Origin of the sequence: Paraliobacillus zengyii (assembly GCF_003268595.1) — a bacterium.
GTDB classification, from domain to species: domain Bacteria; phylum Bacillota; class Bacilli; order Bacillales; family Amphibacillaceae; genus Paraliobacillus_A; species Paraliobacillus_A zengyii.
The window spans coordinates 2,130,377-2,155,653 of record NZ_CP029797.1; the positions used below are offsets into that span (position 1 = coordinate 2,130,377).

25 protein-coding genes and 1 riboswitch are annotated in these 25,277 nt (G+C 33.7%); of the genes, 8 read left to right on the top strand and 17 right to left on the bottom strand.

Annotated features, from left to right (window positions below; translation table 11 throughout):
• Window positions 1-26: 26 nt before the first annotated feature.
• The 6 genes from xerD to DM447_RS10855 form a co-directional block, all read right to left on the bottom strand.
• Entirely contained in the window at window positions 27-914 is an 888-nt protein-coding gene (gene xerD / locus DM447_RS10830; protein ID WP_112181235.1) for a site-specific tyrosine recombinase XerD, read from the bottom strand.
• Between the two features lie 3 nt (window positions 915-917).
• Window positions 918-1,133 (bottom strand): DUF4227 family protein, encoded by a 216-nt coding sequence (locus DM447_RS10835; RefSeq protein ID WP_112181236.1) that lies wholly within the window; start codon window positions 1,131-1,133, stop codon window positions 918-920.
• A 174-nt stretch (window positions 1,134-1,307) separates the two neighbouring features.
• On the bottom strand, window positions 1,308-1,766 hold the full coding sequence (gene fur / locus DM447_RS10840) for a ferric iron uptake transcriptional regulator (RefSeq protein ID WP_112181237.1): 459 nt from the start codon (window positions 1,764-1,766) through the stop codon (window positions 1,308-1,310).
• Window positions 1,767-1,872: 106 nt separating this feature from the next.
• Window positions 1,873-2,511 (bottom strand): stage II sporulation protein M, encoded by a 639-nt coding sequence (spoIIM, locus tag DM447_RS10845; protein WP_112181238.1) that lies wholly within the window; start codon window positions 2,509-2,511, stop codon window positions 1,873-1,875.
• 94 nt (window positions 2,512-2,605) lie between these two features.
• Window positions 2,606-3,781, bottom strand: coding sequence for an endonuclease Q family protein (locus DM447_RS10850; RefSeq protein WP_112181239.1), 1,176 nt, complete (start codon window positions 3,779-3,781; stop codon window positions 2,606-2,608).
• Window positions 3,782-3,791: 10 nt separating this feature from the next.
• The gene (locus DM447_RS10855; protein ID WP_112181240.1) at window positions 3,792-4,340 is read right to left on the bottom strand and encodes an NUDIX hydrolase; all 549 of its coding nucleotides are present in this window, start codon (window positions 4,338-4,340) and stop codon (window positions 3,792-3,794) included.
• Between the two features lie 119 nt (window positions 4,341-4,459).
• Here DM447_RS10855 and DM447_RS10860 point away from each other — a divergent pair, with 119 nt between their 5' ends.
• Window positions 4,460-5,368 carry an aldo/keto reductase gene (locus DM447_RS10860; protein ID WP_112181241.1) on the top strand — a complete coding sequence of 303 codons (909 nt, stop codon included), beginning with the start codon at window positions 4,460-4,462 and terminating at the stop codon, window positions 5,366-5,368.
• Window positions 5,369-5,523: 155 nt separating this feature from the next.
• Here the strand turns inward: DM447_RS10860 and DM447_RS10865 are convergent, their stop codons facing one another.
• The 4 genes from DM447_RS10865 to DM447_RS10885 form a co-directional block, all read right to left on the bottom strand.
• Complete coding sequence (locus DM447_RS10865; RefSeq protein ID WP_112181242.1) at window positions 5,524-6,075, bottom strand: GNAT family N-acetyltransferase; 552 nt, start codon at window positions 6,073-6,075, stop codon at window positions 5,524-5,526.
• A 759-nt stretch (window positions 6,076-6,834) separates the two neighbouring features.
• The gene (locus tag DM447_RS10875) at window positions 6,835-7,053 is read right to left on the bottom strand and encodes a YqkE family protein (RefSeq protein ID WP_112181243.1); all 219 of its coding nucleotides are present in this window, start codon (window positions 7,051-7,053) and stop codon (window positions 6,835-6,837) included.
• On the bottom strand, window positions 7,050-7,382 hold the full coding sequence (locus DM447_RS10880) for an iron-sulfur cluster biosynthesis family protein (protein ID WP_157967313.1): 333 nt from the start codon (window positions 7,380-7,382) through the stop codon (window positions 7,050-7,052). Before DM447_RS10880 ends, DM447_RS10875 begins: the two co-directional genes overlap by 4 nt.
• Window positions 7,383-7,449: 67 nt before the next feature.
• Complete coding sequence (locus DM447_RS10885; RefSeq protein ID WP_112181245.1) at window positions 7,450-8,241, bottom strand: SDR family NAD(P)-dependent oxidoreductase; 792 nt, start codon at window positions 8,239-8,241, stop codon at window positions 7,450-7,452.
• 756 nt (window positions 8,242-8,997) lie between these two features.
• On the opposite strand from DM447_RS10885, the gene DM447_RS10890 reads away from it, so the two are divergent.
• From DM447_RS10890 to rnz, 3 genes are read left to right on the top strand one after another with little or no spacing between them, the layout of a single operon-like run.
• Window positions 8,998-9,744: a glycerophosphodiester phosphodiesterase family protein gene (locus DM447_RS10890; protein WP_112181246.1), complete on the top strand. Its 747-nt coding sequence runs from the start codon at window positions 8,998-9,000 to the stop codon at window positions 9,742-9,744.
• 16 nt (window positions 9,745-9,760) lie between these two features.
• Window positions 9,761-10,777 (top strand): NADPH dehydrogenase NamA, encoded by a 1,017-nt coding sequence (namA, locus tag DM447_RS10895; RefSeq protein WP_112181247.1) that lies wholly within the window; start codon window positions 9,761-9,763, stop codon window positions 10,775-10,777.
• 3 nt (window positions 10,778-10,780) lie between these two features.
• Window positions 10,781-11,704, top strand: coding sequence for a ribonuclease Z (gene rnz / locus DM447_RS10900; protein WP_112181248.1), 924 nt, complete (start codon window positions 10,781-10,783; stop codon window positions 11,702-11,704).
• Between the two features lie 56 nt (window positions 11,705-11,760).
• On the opposite strand, the gene DM447_RS10905 is transcribed toward rnz, so the two are convergent.
• Together DM447_RS10905 and DM447_RS10910 are read right to left on the bottom strand one after the other, a co-directional pair.
• Window positions 11,761-13,008, bottom strand: a complete 1,248-nt coding sequence (locus tag DM447_RS10905; protein ID WP_112181249.1) for a DNA polymerase IV — start codon at window positions 13,006-13,008, stop codon at window positions 11,761-11,763.
• A gap of 145 nt (window positions 13,009-13,153) precedes the next feature.
• Entirely contained in the window at window positions 13,154-14,275 is a 1,122-nt protein-coding gene (locus DM447_RS10910; RefSeq protein ID WP_112181250.1) for a M20/M25/M40 family metallo-hydrolase, read from the bottom strand.
• Window positions 14,276-14,430: 155 nt separating this feature from the next.
• On the opposite strand from DM447_RS10910, the gene prli42 reads away from it, so the two are divergent.
• The gene (gene prli42, locus DM447_RS18370; RefSeq protein ID WP_157967314.1) at window positions 14,431-14,568 is read left to right on the top strand and encodes a stressosome-associated protein Prli42; all 138 of its coding nucleotides are present in this window, start codon (window positions 14,431-14,433) and stop codon (window positions 14,566-14,568) included.
• A 40-nt stretch (window positions 14,569-14,608) separates the two neighbouring features.
• Here prli42 and DM447_RS10915 read toward each other — a convergent pair whose 3' ends face one another.
• The 3 genes from DM447_RS10915 to DM447_RS10925 all read right to left on the bottom strand — a co-directional run bounded on the left by DM447_RS10915 (window position 14,609) and on the right by DM447_RS10925 (window position 16,652).
• Window positions 14,609-15,115, bottom strand: a complete 507-nt coding sequence (locus DM447_RS10915; RefSeq protein ID WP_112181251.1) for a L,D-transpeptidase — start codon at window positions 15,113-15,115, stop codon at window positions 14,609-14,611.
• 62 nt (window positions 15,116-15,177) lie between these two features.
• Window positions 15,178-16,140 (bottom strand): aromatic acid exporter family protein, encoded by a 963-nt coding sequence (locus tag DM447_RS10920; protein WP_112181252.1) that lies wholly within the window; start codon window positions 16,138-16,140, stop codon window positions 15,178-15,180.
• 107 nt (window positions 16,141-16,247) lie between these two features.
• Window positions 16,248-16,652: a BrxA/BrxB family bacilliredoxin gene (locus DM447_RS10925; RefSeq protein ID WP_112182731.1), complete on the bottom strand. Its 405-nt coding sequence runs from the start codon at window positions 16,650-16,652 to the stop codon at window positions 16,248-16,250.
• A 236-nt stretch (window positions 16,653-16,888) separates the two neighbouring features.
• Here DM447_RS10925 and DM447_RS10930 point away from each other — a divergent pair, with 236 nt between their 5' ends.
• Together DM447_RS10930 and DM447_RS10935 are read left to right on the top strand one after the other, a co-directional pair.
• Complete coding sequence (locus DM447_RS10930) at window positions 16,889-19,531, top strand: EAL domain-containing protein (protein ID WP_112181253.1); 2,643 nt, start codon at window positions 16,889-16,891, stop codon at window positions 19,529-19,531.
• A gap of 63 nt (window positions 19,532-19,594) precedes the next feature.
• Entirely contained in the window at window positions 19,595-19,936 is a 342-nt protein-coding gene (locus DM447_RS10935; protein ID WP_112181254.1) for a DUF5634 family protein, read from the top strand.
• A gap of 64 nt (window positions 19,937-20,000) precedes the next feature.
• Here DM447_RS10935 and DM447_RS10940 read toward each other — a convergent pair whose 3' ends face one another.
• The gene (locus DM447_RS10940) at window positions 20,001-21,644 is read right to left on the bottom strand and encodes a methyl-accepting chemotaxis protein (RefSeq protein WP_232824040.1); all 1,644 of its coding nucleotides are present in this window, start codon (window positions 21,642-21,644) and stop codon (window positions 20,001-20,003) included.
• A 72-nt stretch (window positions 21,645-21,716) separates the two neighbouring features.
• Window positions 21,717-21,805, bottom strand: a riboswitch (cyclic di-GMP riboswitch).
• Between the two features lie 414 nt (window positions 21,806-22,219).
• On the opposite strand from DM447_RS10940, the gene DM447_RS10945 reads away from it, so the two are divergent.
• Window positions 22,220-23,044, top strand: a complete 825-nt coding sequence (locus tag DM447_RS10945) for an MBL fold metallo-hydrolase (protein WP_112181255.1) — start codon at window positions 22,220-22,222, stop codon at window positions 23,042-23,044.
• Window positions 23,045-23,100: 56 nt separating this feature from the next.
• Here the strand turns inward: DM447_RS10945 and DM447_RS10950 are convergent, their stop codons facing one another.
• A complete protein-coding gene (locus tag DM447_RS10950; RefSeq protein ID WP_112181256.1) occupies window positions 23,101-25,137 on the bottom strand; it encodes a methyl-accepting chemotaxis protein in 2,037 nt (678 codons plus the stop codon).
• Window positions 25,138-25,277 lie beyond the last annotated feature (140 nt).

Below are 25,277 nucleotides of genomic sequence, written 5' to 3' on the forward strand. Positions count from 1 at the left end.
ACGTCCTCCTAGTTTTTCTGTTTAGCTTATGCTCTTGGATGATAACTTGAATATATATCCTTTAGCCTTGCTTTAGAGACATGGGTATATATTTGAGTAGTTGAAATATCAGCATGTCCTAACATTTCTTGAACGGATCTAAGATCTGCTCCGTTTTCAAGTAAGTGTGTGGCAAATGAATGTCTTAACGTGTGTGGCGTTATTTCCTTCTTAATGCCAACATCTCTTGCAACCCCTTTTAATATCTTCCAAAACCCTTGTCTTGAGAGCGGATTACCATGATGATTAACAAATAATTGGTCAATTTTTTTGTGTTTGACCAATTGTTCTCGACTATTTGTCAAGTAATTTTCTATTGCATCTTTTGCGATATCACCTAATGGAACGATTCTCTCCTTGCCACCTTTTCCAAGACAACCAACAAACCCCATCATTAGATGTAAATCACTTACCTTTATCTGAATTAATTCAGACACTCTTAAACCAGTAGCGTAAAGCATTTCTAACATTGCTTTATTACGAATGGTTAACGAATTCGGAGTAGGGATCATCAATAGCGTATCTATCTCTCTTGTTGAAAGAACTTTTGGTAGCGTTCGAGCCTTCTTAGGTGATTCAATATGTAAACTAGCATCCGCTAAAAATTGATATTCTCTAACTAAAAATTGGTGAAATAGTCTTATAGTTGAGAGTGCGCGGGCAATAGTTGCTTGTGAACGATCATGGTCCTTGAGATCATAAAGATAGTTTAATATATGACTACGGTCAACTTGTTTCCAATCTGATAGTTGACAATTCGTTTGTAAAAACGAACAATATTTTTTTATGTCGCGCCGGTAAGATTGTAACGTGTTAACTGATAGTCCTCTTTCTATTTGTAAGTAATGAAAAAAGTCATCAATAATATCTTGCATTTGCTATTCCCCTATTCGAAAAAAGATTGATAATCGATCAATCCAATCATGTTGTTCCTGTTGAATCACTTTTACAGCTTTTCCTTCTGGTGGATCATAGCGATGATAATTTTGGTATTCCACCTCCATAGCTCGCAATCCGAAATAGAATAAAGAAGTGCAAAGTAAGAATAGTAAAAATAGTTTCATTGTGTCTTTCATATAGCGCATTATATTCATAATTGGCATATCTCCTATCTATACCTGTTTCGCACATATTTAAAACGTGCTCCCTACAAGATATGCCAAATTGGTAAGAATATATACACACACTATAGCTAGATTACCGAAAAAAATGGTAACTGTAAATAAAAAAGCCCAAAATAAAAAGCCTTCTTCACTAAAAGGCTCTAATCATGAGGATGCTTTTAATTCTTCTTCTTGACATTTCCGACAAACACCGTGAAATGTTAAACGATGATCTTTTACTTTAAAACCCCAATCATTTTCAACAATTTTTTCTACATCTTCTAATAAATCATCCATAATCTCTTCAACAGATCCACACTCCATACATACTAAATGATGGTGGAAATGTGCGGCACCTTCTTCACGTAAATCATAACGGGATACACCATCACCGAAGTTTATTTTATCTACTATTTTTAGTTCAGATAATAACTCTAGGGTTCGATAAACAGTTGCCAAACCAATTTCAGGCGCTTTCTCTTTCACTAATAAATAAACATCTTCTGCACTTAAATGATCTTCTTCACGCTCTAATAAAACACGGACTGTAGCTTCGCGCTGTGGTGTAAGTTTATAGCTCTGCGAATGTAAATGCTTTTTTATTCGATCAATTCGATGCTCCATGTATGAAACCTCCCTTACATTCTCAATTATAAGTAGGGAGTAGCAACCTGTCAATTAAAATAATTATAAATTATTAGTGATAATCATTATTAATTTATAATTATTATTAATTATATAACCATGATATAACTAATTTCATTGCAGAACTAGACACAACTGATTCTACAAATGCTGCTATAGTTGCAATTCCAATAAACAAGATAAACACGACAACATATTGTAAAAATGGGCGGAATGTTGGTTGTTGTATTCTTCTAGAGAAAAGTTTTTGAAATAAAGCTAGTGAAAATATCATTGCTACGCTACTAGCTAATAAATAGATAGGAATAACAAATAAATTTTGCGGTGCAATAGATGCAGCAGCAAAGACTAACCCTTTCCACCCTAATTGATTCACAAAAAAACCAACAGAAAAACCAACGACAACTCCCTTAATAAACATTAATATCCAGATAATCGGTAAACCGATAACAGATAAACCTAATATAAAAAATAAAAGTAAGTATTGTAGATGATAGGAAAAACTTGTTTTAAAAAGCTCCTGCTTCTCTACTGTTGAACCTTCTAGTAATTGATTCATAAATTGATCAAGATAAAAATAGAGATCTTGTTTCTGAACAAAGTCCATACTATTTACGATGACTGCTCCAAAAATAACACCGATTAAAAACAAAACTAGCATAAAAAAATAAACGAGTCGATATTTTTTTATGTGGACTATTACATAATTGTGATTGCGATTCATAGAACTCCCTCCACTCCTACCATGAAAACTAGTGATTATAGTAAGAATCTATGAGGGAAGTTTATTAAATAGACCAATTACTCACATTTTCGTTCTAATTGTTCTCCCAAGTAACTTGTCCATATTTACCTCCACCACCTGATTTGACAGTTTGTTTCCCTTCGCGCATTTGCAAAATTTGTTTCGTTATCGATTTTGTCGTAATTTTCGTTAACTCTGCTTCTGCAGCATGATGGATAATATTCATTTCTGTACCAAATGTTTCAAGAAGTTTATCTACTGTTTTTGGACCTAGCCCTTTAATATATTCAAGTGGGATTTGATGGATATATGGAACACGGTTTATAGGTTGTTCATTTGTATCCTTTAGTTCGTTAATCCGATCCGCTACGCCCTTTATAACCCCATCGTGACCACATGTTTTGCAAATAGTCCCCTCTATTTGATTAGACAAGCATTGTTTACATACTGTCGTATGGTATTTACCTAGTTGTGGGTTCATTCCATAGTTTACTTCTATTTTTCTGTTTTCGACCCGATGCAGTGCCCATGTTAATTCTTTGAAGCTTGGGTATGCTACTTGCACCTTTTGGTATTCTCGGGCAATTTTTGCTAATGAGTGTGCATCAGAATTAGTTAAAAAAGTATAAGCGTGTAATTCTTTAATTACATCTGCCATTTCAGTATCAGAACTCAGGCCTAATTCAATTGCATCAATTAAATCCGGATCAAATACTTCCGTTAATGATTGATTAACCCCTTTACCATATAGACTTTTAAATGGTGTAAATACATGAGCGATAATGAACAAACCTTCTAATTCTTTCACTTTATATTGCAAATCTTTTCCTGAACCGTAATATCGTTGTGAACTTAAATTGATATTGGTCATTCTAGTTGATAACCAATCGGTGAATTGTTTCATTTTATGCAAATTAGGTAAATAACAAAGAACATGAATAGGTCCATGACAATTTTCATCATAGACTTCGATTTCAGATCCTAAGATTAATGTTACCTCTTCGAATTTTATACCGCCATCCTCTAGCTCTTCTGCTTTGTTCGTTGCTAGTAATTGATCCAATTCGTTTTGTACAGCAGGGACATGACAATCAATCACTCCAATTAATTGTATGCCTTTTTTACGACTTGCTTCTTTTAGAATATTGGTTAGTGTTAACGTTTTAGAACCCGTAATCTTAACGGGTTTGTTATGATAATCTCGGCCAATGTGTATATGTAGATCAGCATATATAGACTGTAACGACATATAAAGAACCTCACTTTTTTAATAATTGTTTAACATACATTAACGCATATACTGTTTTTGCATCATGAATTTTTTGTTCTGCCATTAATGCTTCCGCTTCCTCTAAAGTTAATTCCATTAATTCAACAAACTCATCTTCATCTAGAGATTTTTTCTCTTCTAACGGTTTAAGTTTATCTGTGAAATAAATATATAAAAGCTCATCTGCAAAACCAGGTGATGAATAAAAAGAAATAACAAGTTCTAATTGATCCGTTGTATAACCTGTCTCCTCCTCTAATTCACGTAAAGCAGTTACCTCTGGTTTTTCTCCCTCTTCCAATTTCCCGGCAGGTATTTCTACTAAACTTTTTTCTAATGGTTTACGATATTGTTCAACAAAAACAATTTTATTCTCTTCTGTCAATGCTATAATTGCAACAGCACCAGGATGTTTAATGATCTCTCTTTTTGATGTCTTACCATTCGGAAGAGATACCTCATCAATTTGTAGGCTTACCACTTTTCCATTAAAAATATTAGTTGTTTGAATTGTTTTCTCTTCAAATTTTTCAGCCATTATACTAAACCCCTCTCGATTATTCTTTCATTTATTTTACCATAGCAATTGCAAGAGTTGTATTTCGTTGTGTTTCTTTTTACAATAAGTAGTATCTATAAAGGAGAGGACGATTATTCATGAAGAAAAACCGTTTAGGTAATTCAGATTTATATGTTTCTGAATTGGGATTAGGATGTATGTCTTTAGGAACAAATCAACAAAAAGCCACTAACATTATTACAGAAGCTCTTGACCAGGGGATTAATTATTTAGATACAGCTGATTTATATGACAAAACAGAAAACGAAGCAATTGTTGGTAAAGCAATAAAAGGAAAACGAGACGATATTATTTTAGCAACCAAAGTAGGTAATCACCTTACTGAAAATGGCACTTGGTTTTGGGACCCTTCCAAGTCATATATCAAAGAGCAAGTAAAGAAGAGCTTACAAAGGTTACAAACGGACTATATTGATCTCTATCAGCTCCATGGTGGAACGATTGAAGATCCAATTGACGAAACCATAGAAGCATTTGAAGAGTTAAAAAAAGAAGGGCTCATTCGTTATTATGGCATCTCCTCAATCAGACCAAATGTGATTCGTGAATATGTGAAGCGCTCTTCGCTTGTATCTGTAATGATGCAATATAGTTTGTTTGATCGAAGACCAGAAGAAGAAGTATTCGATCTATTAGAAGAAAATAACATCAGCGTCGTAACTAGAGGTGCTTTAGCAAAAGGAATGTTAAGTGATCAAGCATCTGAAGTTGTTAAGCAAAAAGGTAAAGATGGTTATCTAGGATATAACTATGATGCGTTAGTAGCTATGACGAATGAATTAAGTAAAGAAACAAACTCTTTAACAGTAGCTGCCTTACAGTATGTTTTACACCAACCTGCTGTTGCAAGTGCTGTAGTTGGCGCAAGTTCAACGAAACAACTGCTAGATAACATAAAACTGAAAGATGCGGCTCCATTTTCTGAGTCTACTTATCAAGCCTTACAAAGAGTATCAAAACCTATCACTTACCAAAATCATCGATAAATAGAATGAAGTCAGTAACATAAGTAGGGTAGATAATATAGCTAGAACACTAAAACTAACAGGTTTATAAATAGGGAAAGCTACACTGCTGATTGTTAGATTATGAACAACAATCAGTAGTGTAGCTAAACATGCGAAAATTTTTATTCGTTTTTTTAATTAGTTGCATTTTTCCACTCCTCTAATAGCATTCCATAAATGACTCTATCATGGTATTCACCATTTAAATATTCGTAGTTACGGATAACGCCTTCTTGTTTAAAACCTAAACGTTCAGGAATTGCTTTGCTTTTTATGTTTTTATTTGCTACACTAATTTCTACTTTTCTTAATTGCAAATCGTTAAATGCGTGATTAATCAGTTGTTTACATGCCAACGTTGCCAATCCCTTGCCGATATAATCATCGTCTAACCAGTAGCCTATTTCAGTTTTTTTTGCACGCCAGTCCATATATAAATATCCTATCGAACCAGCAATATTCTCTTTGTACCAAATCCCAGCCCAATATCCGTTATTTTCAGATAAATTTTTTAGAGATTTCTCAATAAATAAATGTGAATCTGCAACAGTGTTTGTTTTTGCAGGAAAGGAAAGCCATTCCCCTAAAGTTTCTCGACTTCTATTAATTAACTGATACAATTCCTCAGCATGCATAGGTTCTAAAATGGAAATATAAGTTTCTTTATTAATAATGGCCTTGTACATCCAATATACCCCTTATAAATATCTTTAACTTGTGAACTAGAAAGTCTCACCATACAAAATGGAAGTTGACTTCATTATTCGAAAGCTTTATGGTGCTTTGACTGACAAACTTGATAGAAACTGCGACGTAGTTTCCATATTCGCTCCACAATTGAAATGGGATCGCTTTCCGTGGGCACGGCTTCAGCTAACTCGGATAAGCATAATTCGCTTTCCGAGTGGATCTTCAGCCCGTGCTGTTCCCACAGGAGTCTCGCCCATTTCACTTGCTCCGCTGGATAGGCGATAAAACTGATACATCGTCTACTGTTCAAGAATTTTAATTGTGCTTATGACAATAGCTGTTCACGTTATGCTAATTGATTGTAGCGTAGGACAGTCGACTCCTGCGGGAAAAGCAACAGCTGAAAATCCCGCAGGAAGTGCTTTTTGCTTCCGAGGAAGTTGAAGCGTTGGGTTTGCGATTACTCGACCCATCGAAAAGACTTGCCCGCGGAAAGCGACTGTCCGAAGCGAAAATCAACATGGCGGTTTACATCGCAGTTGATGGTAATTCCGACTCAAGGAGCGTTTTGACGGAGTCTATCAATTATTAATAATATTACATACTTTTAGAACGTAGCTTCTTTTAAGGACTGCATTTTTATAAGATTATAGTTTATCTAAAAAAGACCAAATTACTATACGATTTGGTCTTAAAATTGTTATAGACTTGTTTTTACACAAATATTAAACTACATATCCTGAGACCCAAGCCTTTCACTTGAATTTTTTCCAATTCAAGTCACTTTCTCCTAAAAGCTCTTCAAAACTTTTATTTGCTTCTCTTTCTTTACGTTCAGCTATTTGTTGCTTCCGTATCTTTTCTACTTTATCTGCTTCTACTTGTTTTAACGATTCTTTCTTACTTTGTAAAGCTTTTAATAAAGCGGGATCTAATCTATCTTTTAAATTATTTATTTCTTCGTTTTTACTCATGCTAACACTTCCTTTATTACTGTCTTCCTAGAAATAACTGGATTTAACATGCCTGCTGGACTTGATAAACGAAATACATTCCCTATAAAATCAAGTTTAACTTCTGATTCAAAAAACATTTCATGGAACGAATCTACAATAACATCAAATTCAGTGCACGTTACGTCATTATCTTTTTCTTTTCTATTATTAGAAAAGCGAATAGTAGGTATACCACTTACACTGCAATCACATCCATCATTGTCATACAATAATACAAGGTAATTTTGATTATGAGTATTCAGTGCTTTCAATTTTTCTACTGCTATTTCCGTAATCGTTAAATTCATCGGAGTACCCTCCATTATTTCAACTTATATTTTATTATAAAAATTTCTGTGCAAAAATACAATACGCTTATTTTTTACTGAACTGATTACGCAATATACGTTCAGCAAATCCAGGCAATATGTGATATAGCCGGCTACCAAATTCCATCCATCTTGGTAAGTTAATTTCCCGTTTTTTTCTAAATAAAGATTTAGTAATTTGATCAACAACTTGCTCTGGCTCAATCATAAACCTTTTAACACTTTTTTGATACCTTCCGGTTGGATCAGCTGCATCAAAAAAGTTTGTTCGCACTGGGCCAAGATTAACTGTTGTTACATACACACCCTGTTTCTCCACCTCTAAACGAAGTGCGTTACTAAATCCTAAAACAGCATGCTTACTTGCACTGTAAGCAGAGGACTTAGGAGTAGAAATTTTACCAGCAAAGGAGGCTATATTTATAATATGTCCCTGTTTTCTTTTAATGAAATGGGGTAAAAAGTAATGAATCCCTTTGATTAAAGCTAAAACATTTACATGGAACATCTTTTCTATGTCTTGATAATCCGCATCCTCAACAGCATCAAATATTCCAAATCCTGCATTATTTATCATCGCATCAATTGTAAGATGGTTTGCTTCGATTTTTGACAAACAAGATTCCCATGACGCACTATTAGATAAATCAACTATATAATAGGTACATATAATCGGGTAATCTTGTTCTAATTTTTCTTTAAGTTTCTTTAATTTATCTCCAGAACGTGCCATTAGAATCAAATTCGCACCAGACATCGCTAGCTTATAAGCTAAACCTTCTCCTATACCACTAGATGCGCCAGTAATCATTATTGTTTTATTTGTAAAATCTCTCATTTTTGTTCCCTTCTCTTATACAATTGATCTTATATTTCAATTATCCTATTTAGTCGTTGTTTATGCAAATAAGTAGTTTTATTGTTATTTTTAGCAGATTTAGAAACGTATTAAAGCTATATTCTAGATCTAATCGCTCTGTTGCCTGATGTGGGTCTCTTCCCAAAAGCCCCAGGTTTAGTATTGGTATAATTAAATTAGCAAATGGTTCCTCGATACTATTTTGATAGAATAAGGAAAGATCTTTGCCATTCGATAATGGGCCAATATAACTCAAATCTGATCAGCCTTGAAAATACGTTATACGTTCTAATGGAATAGCGTACTGCTTCATTGAATATCGTTGCATCTCTTCAACCACATGCTTAATAAGCGGATCTTTATCTGAACTGACGGGAGGATAAAACGGTTTATTAAAAAATATGATAATCATTGGACCAAGATCATTACAAAGGTAGCTAAATCATTTACTAATTCAATCATGATCGACATTCTCAATTGAAACATCATTAAGTTTAATATTATCGGGATTATTTTGAAAATATTTGTTTCTAGATAATTTTTCTTTTAAATAAGTTGGAAAAAATTCTCCGTTTCGCTCCCTGTCACTGTTGGGTGCGAGACAAACTCACAAAGTAATTTTTGCTAATGCCTTTTTCCTTTGCCATTTCATGAGATATCCCTCACTTTCAAATTGACTTTTTTTTAGAAATATAACACAATCATAAAGAATACCTTAACTATGAGGTGAAAAGATTGAAAACAATTATTTATGCACACCGTGGAGCTAGCAAACTAGCACCGGAAAATACAATGCCAGCATTTCAACTTGCTTATGAACAAAACGCAGATGGAATTGAAACGGATATTCAATTAACTAAGGATCACATTCCTGTATTAATTCACGATGAGAATGTAAGACGGACTACTAATGGAACTGGTTTTGTTCAAGACTATACATTTAAGGAGTTACAGAAATTAGATGCTGGATCTTGGTTTTCAGAATATTATGTTAATACTCGTATCATATCACTTGAGGATTTTTTATGTTGGTCAAAAGATAAAAAACTATTACTTAATTTAGAATTAAAAACAAATATAATTGCATATAGAAACATTGAAAAACTTGTTTATGAACTATTAAAAAAATATAATAAGCTTCATCAAACAGTTATTTCTAGTTTTAATCCAAATAGTATAAAACGAATGTATCAAATTGATCCAAATGTAACAACTGCTTTATTGACGTCACAACGAATTACCGATTTATTTACCTATACTCAAAAGTTGGGTGCTACTGGTTTACACATAAAATATCGTTTATTGAATCGTGCATTTATTGATCATGCAGCATCTAATGACTTATATTTGGCTTGTTATACAATCAACAGACCAGCTAGAATGTTACGTTGCTATAAATTAGGGATACGTGCGATCTTTACCGACTTACCACATATCGCGATTGAAACAAGAGAATTATTTGAACAAGATATTTTAGAATGAAACAGGAGGTTAATAGATGGAAAGAAAATTATTTAGTCCAATTACATTTGGGGATGTAACATTAAAAAATAGAATTGTTATGGCACCCATGTGTATGTACTCAAGCGAACCAGAAGATGGAACCGTTCAACCGTTTCATCTTACACATTATGAATCACGTGCTGCTGGTCAAGTCGGGCTAGTCATGCTAGAAGCAACTGCGGTTCAACCTGAAGGTAGAATATCAACTAAAGATTTAGGGATTTGGCACAATGACCATATTGAAGGATTACAACAATTAACAGACCGTATTCATGCACATGGGGCAAAAAGCAGTATACAATTGGCACATGCTGGTAGAAAAGCAGCTCTTCCTAACGACATTTTTGCCCCAAGTGCGCTTGCTTTTGATGAGAACTATCAAACACCAATCACTCTGTCTGAAACAGCTATTAAAGTGACGATTGAAGCATTTCAATTAGCTGCTAAACGAGCTAAACAGGCTGGTTTTGACATCATTGAAATACATGCTGCACATGGTTACTTAATTAATCAATTCTTATCTCCCTTAACAAATAAACGAGATGATCAATATGGTGGAAATCGAGAGAATCGTTATCGTATTTTATCTGAAATTATTGATGCCATTAAGTTAGAATGGACAGGTCCACTCTTTGTTCGTATATCTGCTGATGAATATGATCAAAATGGTAATACAATAGATGATTTCATTTATTTTAGTAATGAAATGAAAAAGCAATCTATTTCACTAATTGATTGCAGTACTGGTGGGGTAATACCTGCGACAATCAAACCTTATCCAGGCTATCAAGTACCAAAAGCTGAAGTCATTAAGAATCAAGTAGCAATTCCAACTGGAGCTGTTGGCTTAATTACTACTGGTATTCAAGCGGAAGAAATATTACAGAATGAACGTGCTGATTTAATTTTTCTAGCACGAGCGTTATTACGTAATCCATATTGGGCGAAAACCGCAGCTGATGAATTAAACACAACACTAGAAGCACCAAAACAATATAGTCGAGGATGGTAAGTAATGAAACTACAATTTTTAGGTACTGGAGCAGGTGTTCCTTCTAAAGAACGAAATGTATCTGCAATTGCTTTAGACCTTACACAAGAACGTGGTACGGCTTGGTTGTTTGATTGCGGTGAAGCGACACAGCATCAAATCTTACATACAAAAATTCGACCGCGTAAAATAGATAAAATTTTCATCACGCATTTGCATGGAGACCATATTTATGGTTTACCTGGATTTCTTAGTAGTCGATCATTTCAAGATGGAATTACTCCTGTAACAATATACGGTCCTAAGGGAATAGCAGAATACATTTCTGTTAGTCTAGAGGTTAGTCGAACATATCTACGCTACCCGCTTCATTTTCATGAAGTAGAAGAAGGCCTTTTGTTTGAAGACAACCAATTTTACGTTTATTGTAAAAAGTTAGAACATGCAATTGACTCTTATGGCTATCGCATTATAGAAAAGGATTCACCAGGGGAACTCTTAGCTGAGAAATTAAAGTTGAATGGAATTCAACCAGGGCCTATTTATCAACAAATTAAAGAAAATGAAACGACCATTCTCGCTGATGGCAACACGATTAAGCGTGCTGATTTTATCGGTCCTAACAAAAAAGGACGAGTAGTAAGTATTATAGGGGACACAAGATATGTAGCTGAATTAGCTTCATTTATCAAAGACAGTGATGCCCTAGTTCATGAGGCAACGTTTGCTCAAGATGAAGACGAAATGGCTTATAATTATTACCATTCCACAACGAAACAAGCAGCAGAACTTGCTCGTGCTGGAGATGTAAATCAGTTGCTATTAACTCATATTTCCTCTCGCTATCAAGGGGAATCAATTGATCAACTAGAAGCAGAAGCTACCGTAATATTTCCTAATACAAAAATTGCGGCTGATTTACTTGAGTGGGAAATCAATCAAAAGTAAAACATAAATGAACATACTAAAAAGCACAATTCTGTTGTAGTGAAAGAGAATTGTGCTTATTTTTTATAATCATCTAGATAATCTTTTTGAAAGCTAGTGCGTGGTTGGCTCTTATCTTCTACTTGTTTTATCCTTTTAAATGTGTTTTCACCGTATCTTTCGGTTAATTTCTCCATTGTTTGAAAAAGTTTTTCTTTAGAGGCCGCTTTCTCATAAGTAAATAAATTGAGTTGTTGACTAATTTCCTTTTTGTCTACTAAATCTTGCACCGTAACTCCTAGCAAACGAATGGGATCACCATTCCAATGCTTTTCAAACAAATCATAACTAACAGAAAAAATCGTTTCTTCTTCTTCAATAAATTCGGATAATTTAACACTTCTTGTAATCGTTTTACGGTCATGAAACCGAATCATAATTTGCACATTTTGTCCGACTACTTCTTTTCGTTTTAACCTCGTAGAAACTTTTCGTGCTAATTTCCGTATTAATTTTTCAATTTCTCTATCATCAATCGTATCCTCAGGTAATGTTTCTGAATTACCAATACTCTTAAAATCATATATAGCTTCTGGATCAACAGGTCTTAAATCAATTCCATTCGCTCGATTCTGAAGCCTTTCCCCATTAATACCAAGCAAACGTTTTAGAGTATAAGTATCCGCTTCAACCAAATCTTTAATAGTAATAATATCAACTTTGTTTAGCTTCTCTGCAGTTTTAGCACCAATTCCATGCATTGCATCAACAGGTAATGGCCAAAGCTTATCTGCTAAATCACGTTTTCGCAATACAGTAATTCCCATCGGTTTCTTCATATCTGAAGCCATTTTAGCTAAGAATTTGTTTGGAGCAATACCTATACTACAAGGTATATCTAATTCATCGCGTATCTGATTTTGAAGACGTTCAGCTATTTCTAAAGGAGAACCTAAAGCAACGCAAGCGGTAATATCCATGTACCCTTCATCAATTGATACAGGTTGCACACAAGGTGTAATTGCTGCAAGCATTTTAAACATTTCACTAGAGGCTTTACGGTAACGATCAAAATTTGGACGCATAACAATTAGATTGGGACAAAGCCTTTTCGCTTCCCATAAAGGCATTGTCGTTTTGACACCTTTTGCTCTTGCTTCATAGCTACTCGTGACTACAATTCCGCGGCGTTCTTCTGGATTACCTGCAATTGCAAGCGGTTTTCCTTTTAATGACGGGTCATAAGCCACCTCTACTGATGCATAGAAACTGTTCATATCTACATGAAATATTACTCTACCGTTTTTTGGATACCATTTAGACATAGGTCTCTCCCTTTACAAGAACGTTCGTTCTAAATTAGTATAGCACGATTTTTATTAGTATGGCTAGTCGATTGGATAAGTCCAACGTTTATATTTAGCACAAAAAACGTCTCCCCATGACAAGAGAGACGTATTATACTTTCATTTACTTACTAGTGGCTGCTTCTTCAATAATTGCAACGATAAATTCGGTAACTTTAATTAAATCTTTTACAGGCATTCTTTCATTTGTTGTGTGGATTTCTTCATAACCAACCGCTAAGTTAACTGTTGGAATACCAAACCCTGCAATCACATTAGCGTCACTTCCACCACCACTTGTTTTTAACTTACTCTCACGTCCAATACGTTTTGCTGCTCTCTTAGCAACTTCTACAACATGATCCCCATCAACTTGTTTATATCCAGGATACATAATGGTACTTTCCACTTCTACTTTACCACCCATTTCAGTTGCTGCTTCCTCAAAGGCTTTTTTCATCTTTTGCACCTGTTTTTCCAGTTTCTCTGGATCAAGCGAACGAGCTTCTGCTAGAATTTCAACATAGTCGCATACGATGTTTGTTTTTTGACCACCTTCAAAACGTCCAATGTTAGCTGTAGTTTCCTTATCTATTCTTCCTAAGGGCATTTTTGCAATTGCTTTTGATGCAATTGTTATTGCAGAAACACCTTTTTCTGGTGCTAGACCTGCATGTGCCGTTTTCCCTTTAACAATCGCAATAACTTTAGCTTGTGTTGGGGCTGCAACAATAATGTCACCAACAACGCCATCACTATCTACTGCATAACCAAATTTCGCTTTCAAAAGACTTGTGTCTAATTCTTTTGCACCAACTAGACCTGACTCTTCACCTGCTGTTATAACAAATTGTATATCACCATGTGAAATATTTTCTTCTTTAAGTAATCGAATTGCTTCTAATAGTGCGGCTAATCCAGCTTTATCATCTGCACCTAGTATCGTTGTTCCATCTGATACGATGTAACCATCCTCTATTGATGGTTTAATACCTTTTCCTGGAACGACAGTATCCATATGCGATGTGAAATAAATTGCATCAGCCTCTTTATCGCCTTTCAATGTGCAAATAAGATTACCTGCTCCATGTCCTGTTCTTGATTTACTATCATCTTCTACTACTTCTAAGCCTAAATCTGTAAATTTCTTTCTTAAGACATCAACTATTTCATTTTCTTCTTTCGTTTCTGAATCAATTTGGATTAATTCCATAAATTCTTCAATAAGTCGATCTTGATTGACCATTTTTTGACTTCCTCCTCTATCGTAAAACATGTTTCACTGATTACGTTAGCGAACCAATTATCAATTGTCAATTTTAACATATGGAAAAAGGTTGTACCTTTTGCTAATTCACGATAAAATACTTAGTAGTAATGTGTTTGAAGGAGGCGGAAATAATGGCGAGCAAAACAGTATCCAAGGAACCAAGAAAAATTTCAAAACGTCAAAGACGAAATAAAATAATAGTCTATATAATGATTCTTGCTATGGTGTTATCGACATTCACAGCAGGACTAGCTTTCCTAGTAAATTAAATTAAACTAATAAACCAGCCAATTCTTATTGGTTGGTTTATTACTCAATTGCCCCTGCTTCTCTTGCAAGACTTTCAAAATCCTCATTTGAACTTAAAATCCATACTTTTGTACCTATAGGAACTTGATCGTAGAGTTTTTCGACATGCTCATTTATCATACGAATACATCCAGCTGAGATACGCTTTCCTATTGAATCTGGTTGATTAGTGCCATGAATTCCATACATTCTACCATCTGTTTCTTTTGCATTAAAACCTATCCATCTGGATCCGAGTGGGTTTTTTGGGTCGCCACCAGGTATATCCTTTTTTCGATAATAAGGATTGATTGCTTTAACAATGATTGTATGGATCCCATTTGGTGTTAGTTCTTCTGTGGCGCCCGTTGCAACTGGATAAATCTCTTGTACTTTTCCTTCATTTACAAATGCTAATTGATTACTTTGTTTATTCACTATTATAAATGGCGCATTTAAACTTGGATTTTCTCCTAATGGCCACAGTGGTGAAACTATCAAAATGATGGCAAGCATGATCGATTTCATTTTAATCCCTCATTTTTATGTTTCCCATAGTGTTTACAATCAAAGTTTAATTATGTCCTTGTTTAAATTTTTGTTAATTTCTCAGGTGTACGTGCTTTTTTAATCTCTAAATATTCCTCAATTTCATGTAACAATTGAAATAGATTAGCTCTTGATTCAAATTCCTCTCGTGTTTTAGGAAGGTCATCTTCTTCAAATTGTTTTTTTAAATCATCAACTGAATCTAAATGTTTATTTGCTGTATTACCAGGATGAACTGCTTCAGCTAAATCATCAAAAAAGCTCCCTATGCGGTCGGATTGTTCCGTAAACTCATTCATTTGACTAATAACTGGCAACATTCGTTTTAACAATTCAAATTGTTTTTTACGCATATCAAAATAATCCTTATAGGGATGTTCTTCGCGCAATAAATGATTTTCAGCATCTCTTGATACTAATAAATCAGCTTGTCGAAATAACTTCTCCGTTTCGGTAATCTCTTTACCAGTCCAATTTTTTTCACCTTCATGAAGATAGACCGCTATTTCTTCTAAAATTTGCTGAAAGTTTTTCTCAACCTTTTTACGTAAAGATTGCAATTTCGACTCTAAACTTGGCATATATAAGTTTAAAAGCAAGGCTGAGCCTATTCCAATAATAATCAATAATACTTCATTCCAAACTAATTCCCAGGTAATATAGGTTGCACTATACAAATGTAATAAGATTACTGAACTAGTAACGATACCTGGTGTTAAGTTTAGTTTGATCGTTGTTGGAATAAACACTAACAGTAATAGTCCAATTGAAATCGGATGATAACCTAGCGTTTCAAAGATAACAAATGAATATACCATTGCAACTAGACAAGCTCCAAAACGATGCCAAGCACTTAAGAATGATCGTTTTCTTGTTGTCTGAATACATAATACTGCGATAATTCCTGCAGATACAAAATTGTCTAATTGAAATAGCTCTGCCAGCCAAATTGCTAAAGGAGTTGCAATAGCAGTTTTGATCGTACGGTAACCAATTTTCACAATTTCTGCTCCCCACTTAATCTTTTCTATTTATATAGATAGTATAATACATAAGTATAGAACAAATCCCTGATCTCGTAAACATAAGAACAGGGATTTGAGAAAAAGTATTAGTTAGCCTTTTCAAAAGCTTCTTGTAGTTGATAAACAACTTGCTCAGCGCTATAACCTTCAATATTACTACGTTCTACCATTGTTACAATTTCTCCGTCCTTTAATAGTGCAAATGAAGGAGAGGAAGGTTGATAACCTTTAAAATATGCACGAGCCTTCTCCGTTGCCTCTTTATCTTGACCCGCAAATACTGTTACAAGATGATCAGGACGATGAGTAGCTTTTACAATATGAGTAGCAGCTGGACGTGCAACTCCACCAGCACAACCACATGTAGAATTAATCATTACAAGTGTTGTCCCTTTTGCTGTCAATGCTTGATCCACTTCTTCAGCTGTTGTCAATTCCTTGTAGCCAGCTTCATTCATTTCTTGTCGAGCTGTTTGAACAATGTCTCCCATAAATAAATTAAAATCCACTCTATTCAACTCCTCTGTTTATCTGTACACTTTTCCTACCAACATTATTTTAACAACTTTCAATTGATCTAGCAATTAATTGTATTTCCCGGGTAACCGCAAAATGTGCGATTTTTAAAAGTTTATTTGTAGTATTAAATAGTTATAAGACGAAATAATGCATAATTAGTCATAAAATAGTATACTGCATAGGTAGACATCAGAGGGGGTTGTTAACAATGAAAAAGGAGAATCTTAAGTTCAGTAGCGTAATCAACCGCTTATTTTCAAACAAATCAACTAATGGACATTCAAAAGATGACGACATTGCGAATAAACAAAACCACGGTATGTTAACGAAACAATTTGAATTAACTCAGAAACATTTAATACACGCACAAGAAATTGCCCAGGTTGGTAGTTGGGAATATATTATAGATGAAGATAAATTATATTGCTCTGATTATTTTTATGACATTTTCGGACTTGACCATTCTCAATATATTCCAATGACTGAACCATTCCAATATGTGCATCCAGATGATTTTGACGAAGCTTTAGCAAAGGTTAAAAAAGCTTTAAAAGGGGAAAATTACTATTCTGAATATCGAATTTATCATGGGAAAACCAATGAACTACGTTACTTAAAAACACAAGCTGAAGTATCTTTTATCAATAAAAAGCCATATAAATTAATTGGTATGATTCAAGATATTACTGTTGAAAAAAAATTGGAACAAGAACTTATTACCATCAACAATCGGTTTAAACAAATTTTTGACCATCTGAGCTCTGGGATTTGGATGAAAGATTATCCGTCAAGTAAACTTAGTTTCATTTCAAAAGGTGCCGAGGAAATTTTCAATTTGTCATTAGATGATATATATGATGACGAAACTATTTGGCATACAATTATTCACCCTAATGACCGCGAACAAGTTTTCAATCGCCAAAAGGAGCTAGTGGCTGGGAAGTCAATTAAACATCGTTATCGAATTATCACACATGATGGAGAAACTAAATGGGTTTTTGACCAAACAATTCCATCCTTTAATAGTGACAATAAATTAATAGCTCTATTTGGAGTTATAGTTGATATAACTTCAGAAATGGTAATGCATGAGGAATTAGTTTATTATGCATCACACGATGTTCTAACTAATCTACCAAATCAACGTAGCATATCTGAGAAAATTGCTGAGTTAATTCAGAAGAAAAAACAATTCACCCTCTTTTATTTGGACTTAGATCGTCTCTCTCACATAAATGACTCTTTAGGCTATCAAATTGGCAATAAAGTTTTACAAAATATTGCTAGCAAGCTAACAAAGACTTTATCTTCTACTAGTTATGTTGCTAGATTAGTAAGCAATGACTTTATTATAATTGATACTGAAACATTGCAAATAGATACAGCAAGTAATTTAGCTGATAAACTCTTGCGAACAATTGAAGAGGAAATCAATATATTTGATTATCAGTTAAATATTACAACAAGTGTAGGTATTAGCTTTTATCCAGATAATGGTGATACAGAATTAAAAATTTTAGAAAGTTCACACATTGCATTAAAAGAAGCAAAAAATAATGGAGGAAATACCTATAAATTTTACTCACCATCCAATAATATTTCATCTTTTAAAAAATACATGCTTGAACGAGATTTAAGAAAAGCGATTACTAATGAAGAATTTGAAGTCTATTATCAACCACAAGTAAATGCCTTCACTGGATTAATTGAATCCGCTGAAGCTTTATTAAGATGGAACCATAAGGAATGGGGTTTAGTGTCTCCATCTGAATTTATTCCATTAGCTGAAGAGAACTATCTGATGAACGATATAGGGGATTGGGTAATCACAAAAGTGATCGAACAATTAAAAATATGGAAAGATCAAGATTATATATTACGACCTATTTCTATAAATATATCTCCTAATCGATTTTTAAAACCAGGATTAATTTCATTTATCAAGGAGCAATTAGAAAAATATGATATTTCTGCACACTTTCTAACATTTGAAATCACAGAAAGTACATATTTAAAAAATGAAAACAAAGTACAGCATACACTTTCACAACTACGTGCATTAGGTATATCAATTGCAATTGACGACTTCGGAACTGGCTATGCATCTTTACAATACTTACGCGATTTTCCTGCTGATGAATTAAAGATCGATCGCGTTTTTATCTTAAATATATTGGATGATAATAAAAAGGATGCTGCAATAGTTAGTAGCATATTATATCTCGCAAAATCATTAGATATGAGAGTCATTGTTGAGGGTGTAGAGAATTTTGAACAACTTCAATTTCTAAAACAAAAAGAGTGTCACCTTATACAAGGTTATCTTTTTTCCGAAGCTGTACCAAATAACAGATTTGAAGAATTGATTAAGAAAAGTTTTCTTCCAATTCCAAAGTCAACTAAAGTGACAAAACCTAAAGTAGAAAGAAGAAAATATTATCGATTATCCTTCCCTGGATATTTACAAGGTGGACTATCTATTCTTGAAATTAATAATCGTAAAGTAGATGTAGGCACGGCAAACATATTAATTGAAAATATTAGTTTAGGTGGCTTAAAGCTAATGTCTGATTTAAAATTACCAGTTCAATCAAACATGAAAATTGTTTATACTTTTTCACTATTAGGATTTGATTTTGAAATCATTGGATCTTTCGTTTGGAAAAGTGAAATTGGACAAGATATTTTTTATTACGGTGTTGCTTTTGATGACTTTTCTGAAGCAAATAAGGATCATCTAGCGAAAGTAATTAATCAGTTGACTATTTACTCGAAAAATAACAAGCCGATTCCAGATACAGACTTCTACACAGATAACCCAATTACCTACTTTCTTAAAAATTTTGACTAAAATATGTTTAAACTTTAACAAAAATCGCCATCCTAGTAATAAACTTATTCGGAGGCGGTCTTAATGAAAATACGTATGCGCAATCAATTAATTGAAAATCTTGAGCTTTCCATACCACAATTATCTAATAAATATCATTTTGATAGTATGACAACATATCTAGCCAAAGGTCAAGCAGACTCTTTGTATATAGGTTATAAAATTACTGTAAACACTAGAAACTATTATGTTTATTTACCTTTTATGAGTTATTCTGAAGAAGCTTTAATACCACTAACACCAATTTGGACTTTACAATCTGAAAATTATAAGGGACCTTCCTTCAGAGGTTTTGATCATTTGGATAATTGCTTAGATGCACTAGATCAATCTGGTAAGGATAATAGTATTAACCAAGCTATTTAATAAAAACACCTTCGTTTATGAACACAATATCGCGTCATTTTTCGAAGGTGTTTTTTATTTACGTTTATAGTTTATACTTATTGACTTGATTCGCTAAATTTTTTGCGACATTTGTTAAGTCTTCTGTATGATTAGCCATCTCTTCCATTGCACTGCTTGTTTCTTGAGCTGAAGCAGAAGTTTGTTCGACTCCTGCAGCTGATTGCTCTGCAACAGCTGCTATTTCTTCTGTGGCACTATTCATTTCTTTACTTGTATTTGTTACTTGTAGTAAATTATCATTTACTATTGTAATTTGATTAGACATATCTACTAAGGCTTGATTAATTTGTTCAAATGTTTGTCCCGTTTTCTTAACTTGCTCACTACCCTGCTTTACCTCTTGATAACCATTTTCCAATGTGTTCGTCACGTCTGAAGTTTCTGTTTGGATCATATTAACTATTTCTGTAATACTTATAACTGAACCAGAAACTTGTTCTGCTAATTTTCTAACTTCATCAGCTACTACTGCAAAACCTTTTCCTGCTTCTCCAGCACGTGCTGCTTCAATCGCAGCATTTAAAGCAAGAAGGTTTGTTTGCTCAGCTATGTCTTTAATAACTGACACTAGTTTTGTTACCTCTTTTGATTTCACATCTAATCCTTGCACCTTAACTACTGCTTGATTAACAATTGAATCAACATTTTCCATTTGTTTAACAGATTGAAGCATCAATGAACTTCCCTCTCCACTTAAATTACGGACCGCGTTTGAAGCGTCTTTTATGTGGATACTCTTTTCGTTTGCTTGCTCAATTTTCTCCGTAAATTCTCGCATAGATATGGATAAATTACTAGCATGTGTTGCTTGCGTATCTGATCCTGATGCAATTTCCTGCATGGTAACTGCGATTTGTTCTGAAGCAGCTTTTACTTCATTTGTTGAAAGGGAAAGCTCATGACTATTAGATGTAATAGCTTGCGCTGCTTCTGAAACACTGTTTAACATAGTTCGTAATTTTTCTTTCATTTCATTTGCAGAAATGGAAAGTTGACCAATTTCATCTGTTCTTTTCTGTATTAAAGTTATAGATAAATCGCCATTTTCTACTTCCTTCATATTACTTTGTAAGGAACGTATCGGCTTTGTGATTTGTTTAGATACAAATAAAGATACAATAATAGCAATAATAATAGAGAGAATTAGTGCAGTAGCAATGGGTAAAAGAATTGGCGTTGCTTTGTCCTCTAATTCATCTATATAAACTGTTCCTATGATTATCCAATCTTTTGTTTCATTAACAGAAAAACCTAATATTTTTTCTTGACCTTCATACATATATTCCACTGTACCAGATCTAGCATTAGTAGCGATAATCTTTTCATAATACTCTTCATGTGTAATATCTACACCCGTCATCGTTTCATCTGGATGGGCAATAAATTCGCCATTACTAATAACGGCAAAATATCCTGTTTCACCAATTTTTGTATTATCTGCTATATCTATTATTGCTGTTTCACTTGCTCCAGCTGTTGCTGCACCACTAAGTATATTAGCCTGTTGTTTGACACTTTCACTTAATTCATTTGTTGTGATCGAAACACTATATGTATAACTAACGAAACTGATTACTATGCCTACTACTATTAATAATGTAATAAATGGTATTAAAATTTGCCTTTGTAAGCTTTTGTTAAAAAAGGATTCTAGTTTGTTTTTCATCTTGGTGTGTCCCCCTTGTAATTTCACAAAAATAAAACTATTCTCAATTAGAATGGCCAAATAGTAATATTATTTGGTAGCTAGGCTATCCTAGTATAAACAAATACGTTAGACCCTTAGCTTTGCGTCCTGTTCTTTCAAACAATTTGCCTTTTTATAATTAAATAATACGATTTGCTTTCACCCCATTTGATAAAGTAATTATTACTTCTTTATAATAGTTATTTTATACTACGACTTTATTCTTATGTTGTCAAGACTTTTATCTTTGTATCGTGCCATATTTCATTCGAATATCGAGTCTTTTTGAAAAAATTGTTTCATTACAATAAAGATAGAAAATACGATGTAACTTTATAAAAAATTTGTTCTACTCTTTATAGTTCTGTAGCGCTTAAACGTACAAACTCACCATCTAATTTATCATTTCCTTACGTCGCAATTTATAGTGATTTGGTCTTAAACAACAAACTTTTAGAAAGCAGCTAAGCTAATAAAATCCAAGAAAGTCGCGTGAAATGCATAATTACAATATTATTTTACAAACTAATCAAAAAAGGAGTAGCTATATATTTATGGAAAAGCATACGGATATATCAACCCATCTAGAAACAAACATGGATCATGCAATTGCAGAAGAAATAACCGAAGATATTGCAGTTTATCGTACTTTAGTATCCAATGTATACATGCTTGGTAATCCATCAGAAAAAAATTGGGTACTTATTGATACAGGAATTGCTCATTATCATGGGCGAATAATTTCAGCTGCAAAAAAACGCTTTAATGACACTCCACCAAAAGCTATTATTTTGACACATGCTCATTTTGATCATGTAGGATCTGCAAAAAAGTTAGCAAAGCATTGGGATGTATCTATTTATGTACATCCTGAGGAATTACCTTTTGTTGATGGCACATGTGAGTATCCACCAGCTGATCCAACTGTTGGTGGCGGCTTACTTTCTTTATTATCACCAGTGTTTCCTACAGATGCAGTCAATTTAAAACATTTAGCTAAGACATTGTCAGCTGATGGAAAACTTCCCTTCCTTGATGACTGGCATTATATTCATACACCTGGACACACACCAGGACATATCTCCCTTTTCCGAGAAAGTGACAAAATTTTAATTGCAGGCGATGCGGTTACAACTGAAAATCCCGAATCAAGTTTGGCGGTACTTCTACCAATCATTAAACTATATGGACCTCCTGCATATTTTACACATGACTGGGATGATGCAGAAAGATCAGTTCAAACACTTGCCAAATTAAAACCAAAATTACTTTTAACTGGACATGGATTACCTATGAAAGATAAAGAATTAAGTGAAGGGTTTGAAAAATTAACAGCTGATTTTTATGATATTGCAATCCCAAAACACAAAAGGAACTAGACAATAAAACGAAAAGCTAATGTACGTTCATTAGAGAGCGTATCATTAGCTTTCACTTATTCAATTTGAAATTTTTTCACTCTCAGATTTAACTTATTTGATAATGTCTTTAATACCTCTGCTTGTTCTAATAAGAAATCTACTGCTTCTTTTTGTTGTTCTATCGATCCAGAGGTTTCTTCTATATTTGCTGCATTTTCTTCCGAAACAGAAGCAATTTGGATAATACCAACATTCATTTCCTTACTGTTATCTTCGATTCTTTTTAGGTTAGTTGTAACAGTTGCAATACGTTGATTCATTTGAGTGACTTCATTTTTTATAGTTGAAAAGTATGTTGCAGATTGCTTTATTTGAGTAACACCTTTGTTTACTTGCTTATGAGCTCCATCCAGAGAAACAGCTAGCGATTTAGATTCTTGTTGCATTTGATTGATTACCTCAGCTATATCTACTGCAGATAAACTAACTTGTTCTGCTAACTTTCTAATTTCATCTGCTACTACAGAGAAGCCTTTCCCAGCTTCACCTGCTCTTGCTGCTTCAATTGCTGCATTCAGTGCTAATAAATTTGTCTGTTCTGTAATATTGTTAATTACAACAGTCAAGTCAGACACAGCCTGTGATTGTTTTTCTAAACCTTGAACTTTACTCACTGCATTTCTCACTTCATTATTAATTACTTCGATTTGTGTAATGGAATCATTCATCTGATCTGTTCCTTCATTCGAAATGTTCCAAACACTTATCGAAGACTTTTCCAATAATACTGATTCATGTTTTACTTTACCAATTTGCTTATCTAAATGTTGTTCTGATGATGCTATATCTGTTGCAGAAGTAGCTTGTTCTTCTGCTCCGCTAGCTAACTCCTGCATGGTAGAAGTCAATTGTTGACTACCTATTTGTATAGTATTACTAATCTTTTGTAATGCATTACTTTGCTGATCAATTCGATCGGAAGCATCACTAGTGTGCTCAATTGTTTCTCTTAAATTAGCAATCATTTGGTTCATCGCTTCAGAAAGTTGTCGAACTTCTCCCCTACCTTTCATTTCTACCTTTTGAGTTAAGTTTCCTTTAGCAATGATTAATGCTTGATTACGTAACCCAATAAGTGGATCAGCAATATTCCTTGCGATAAATATTGACAATACAATAGCAGTAACAAGTGTGATACTACCAATTAGTAAAATAACAGCGCCTACTTTTTCAATGGATTGTAATGCGTTTTCTGTTGGCTCACTAACAATTAGCGACCAATTAAATCCTTTAAAATCTTTATATCCAGCACTTTTGACATACCCTATAATTGCATCATTACCTGAACTGTTTTTTGCTTTGATAAAACCTGATTCACCAGGTGTAGAAACATTTAGTTCAGTGAATAGTTGAGATGACTGATCAAGTTCTGTTATCTCTGCATCAACATCAGTACTTGCGCTAGAAATTGTATCAGCAACTTTTTCACCATCTTGATTTACTAATTCAACCACAACATTATCACTTGAAATACTATTAACATCATCCCAAATATGCTCAACATTGAACTTAGCTTGCAATACTCTATCCTCTGTATTATTATCTATTCGTACATTAATTTCTAAAACGTGGCTATCTAACGCATCATCATAGACTACTTCTGAGATAGATAATCCATTCTCAACCACTTCATTCCATTCAGTCGTATTAGTTTCTAATGATACGGAATTACCGTTACTAGATTGACTAATGACAGTTCCGTCTAAATTAATTATAGATAACGAAGCATAATAACCTAACGTCTCCAATTGTTGATCTAAATAATCCTCCGTTTCTACACTATCATCCATAGCATTCAGAACAGTATCTGAGTTTGCCATGATTTGCACGTCCCTTATTCTTTCATACATTGTACGATCTAATTTCTCCATATTAACTAGTGCATAGTCTTTTACTTTATTACCAACTTCATTTTCTAGCGATGTTGCTGCTTGATTATAAGAAAGCAAACCTACCACTATTATTGGAACTAAAGCAACCATACTAAAATAAATAATTAATGTACTCCTAATACCCCTATTTAAAAATTTCTCTTTCCATTTTCTAATCATGCAATCCAGTCCTTCTGCCTCTATGTATTTGTTAACTAACTAAATAGAAGGTAATCTTCTAATTTTTGTTAGAAAAACTAACCAAAGTATACTATAGAATACAGCGTCTATAGGTGACGTTTTTGTGAAATATAATTTTA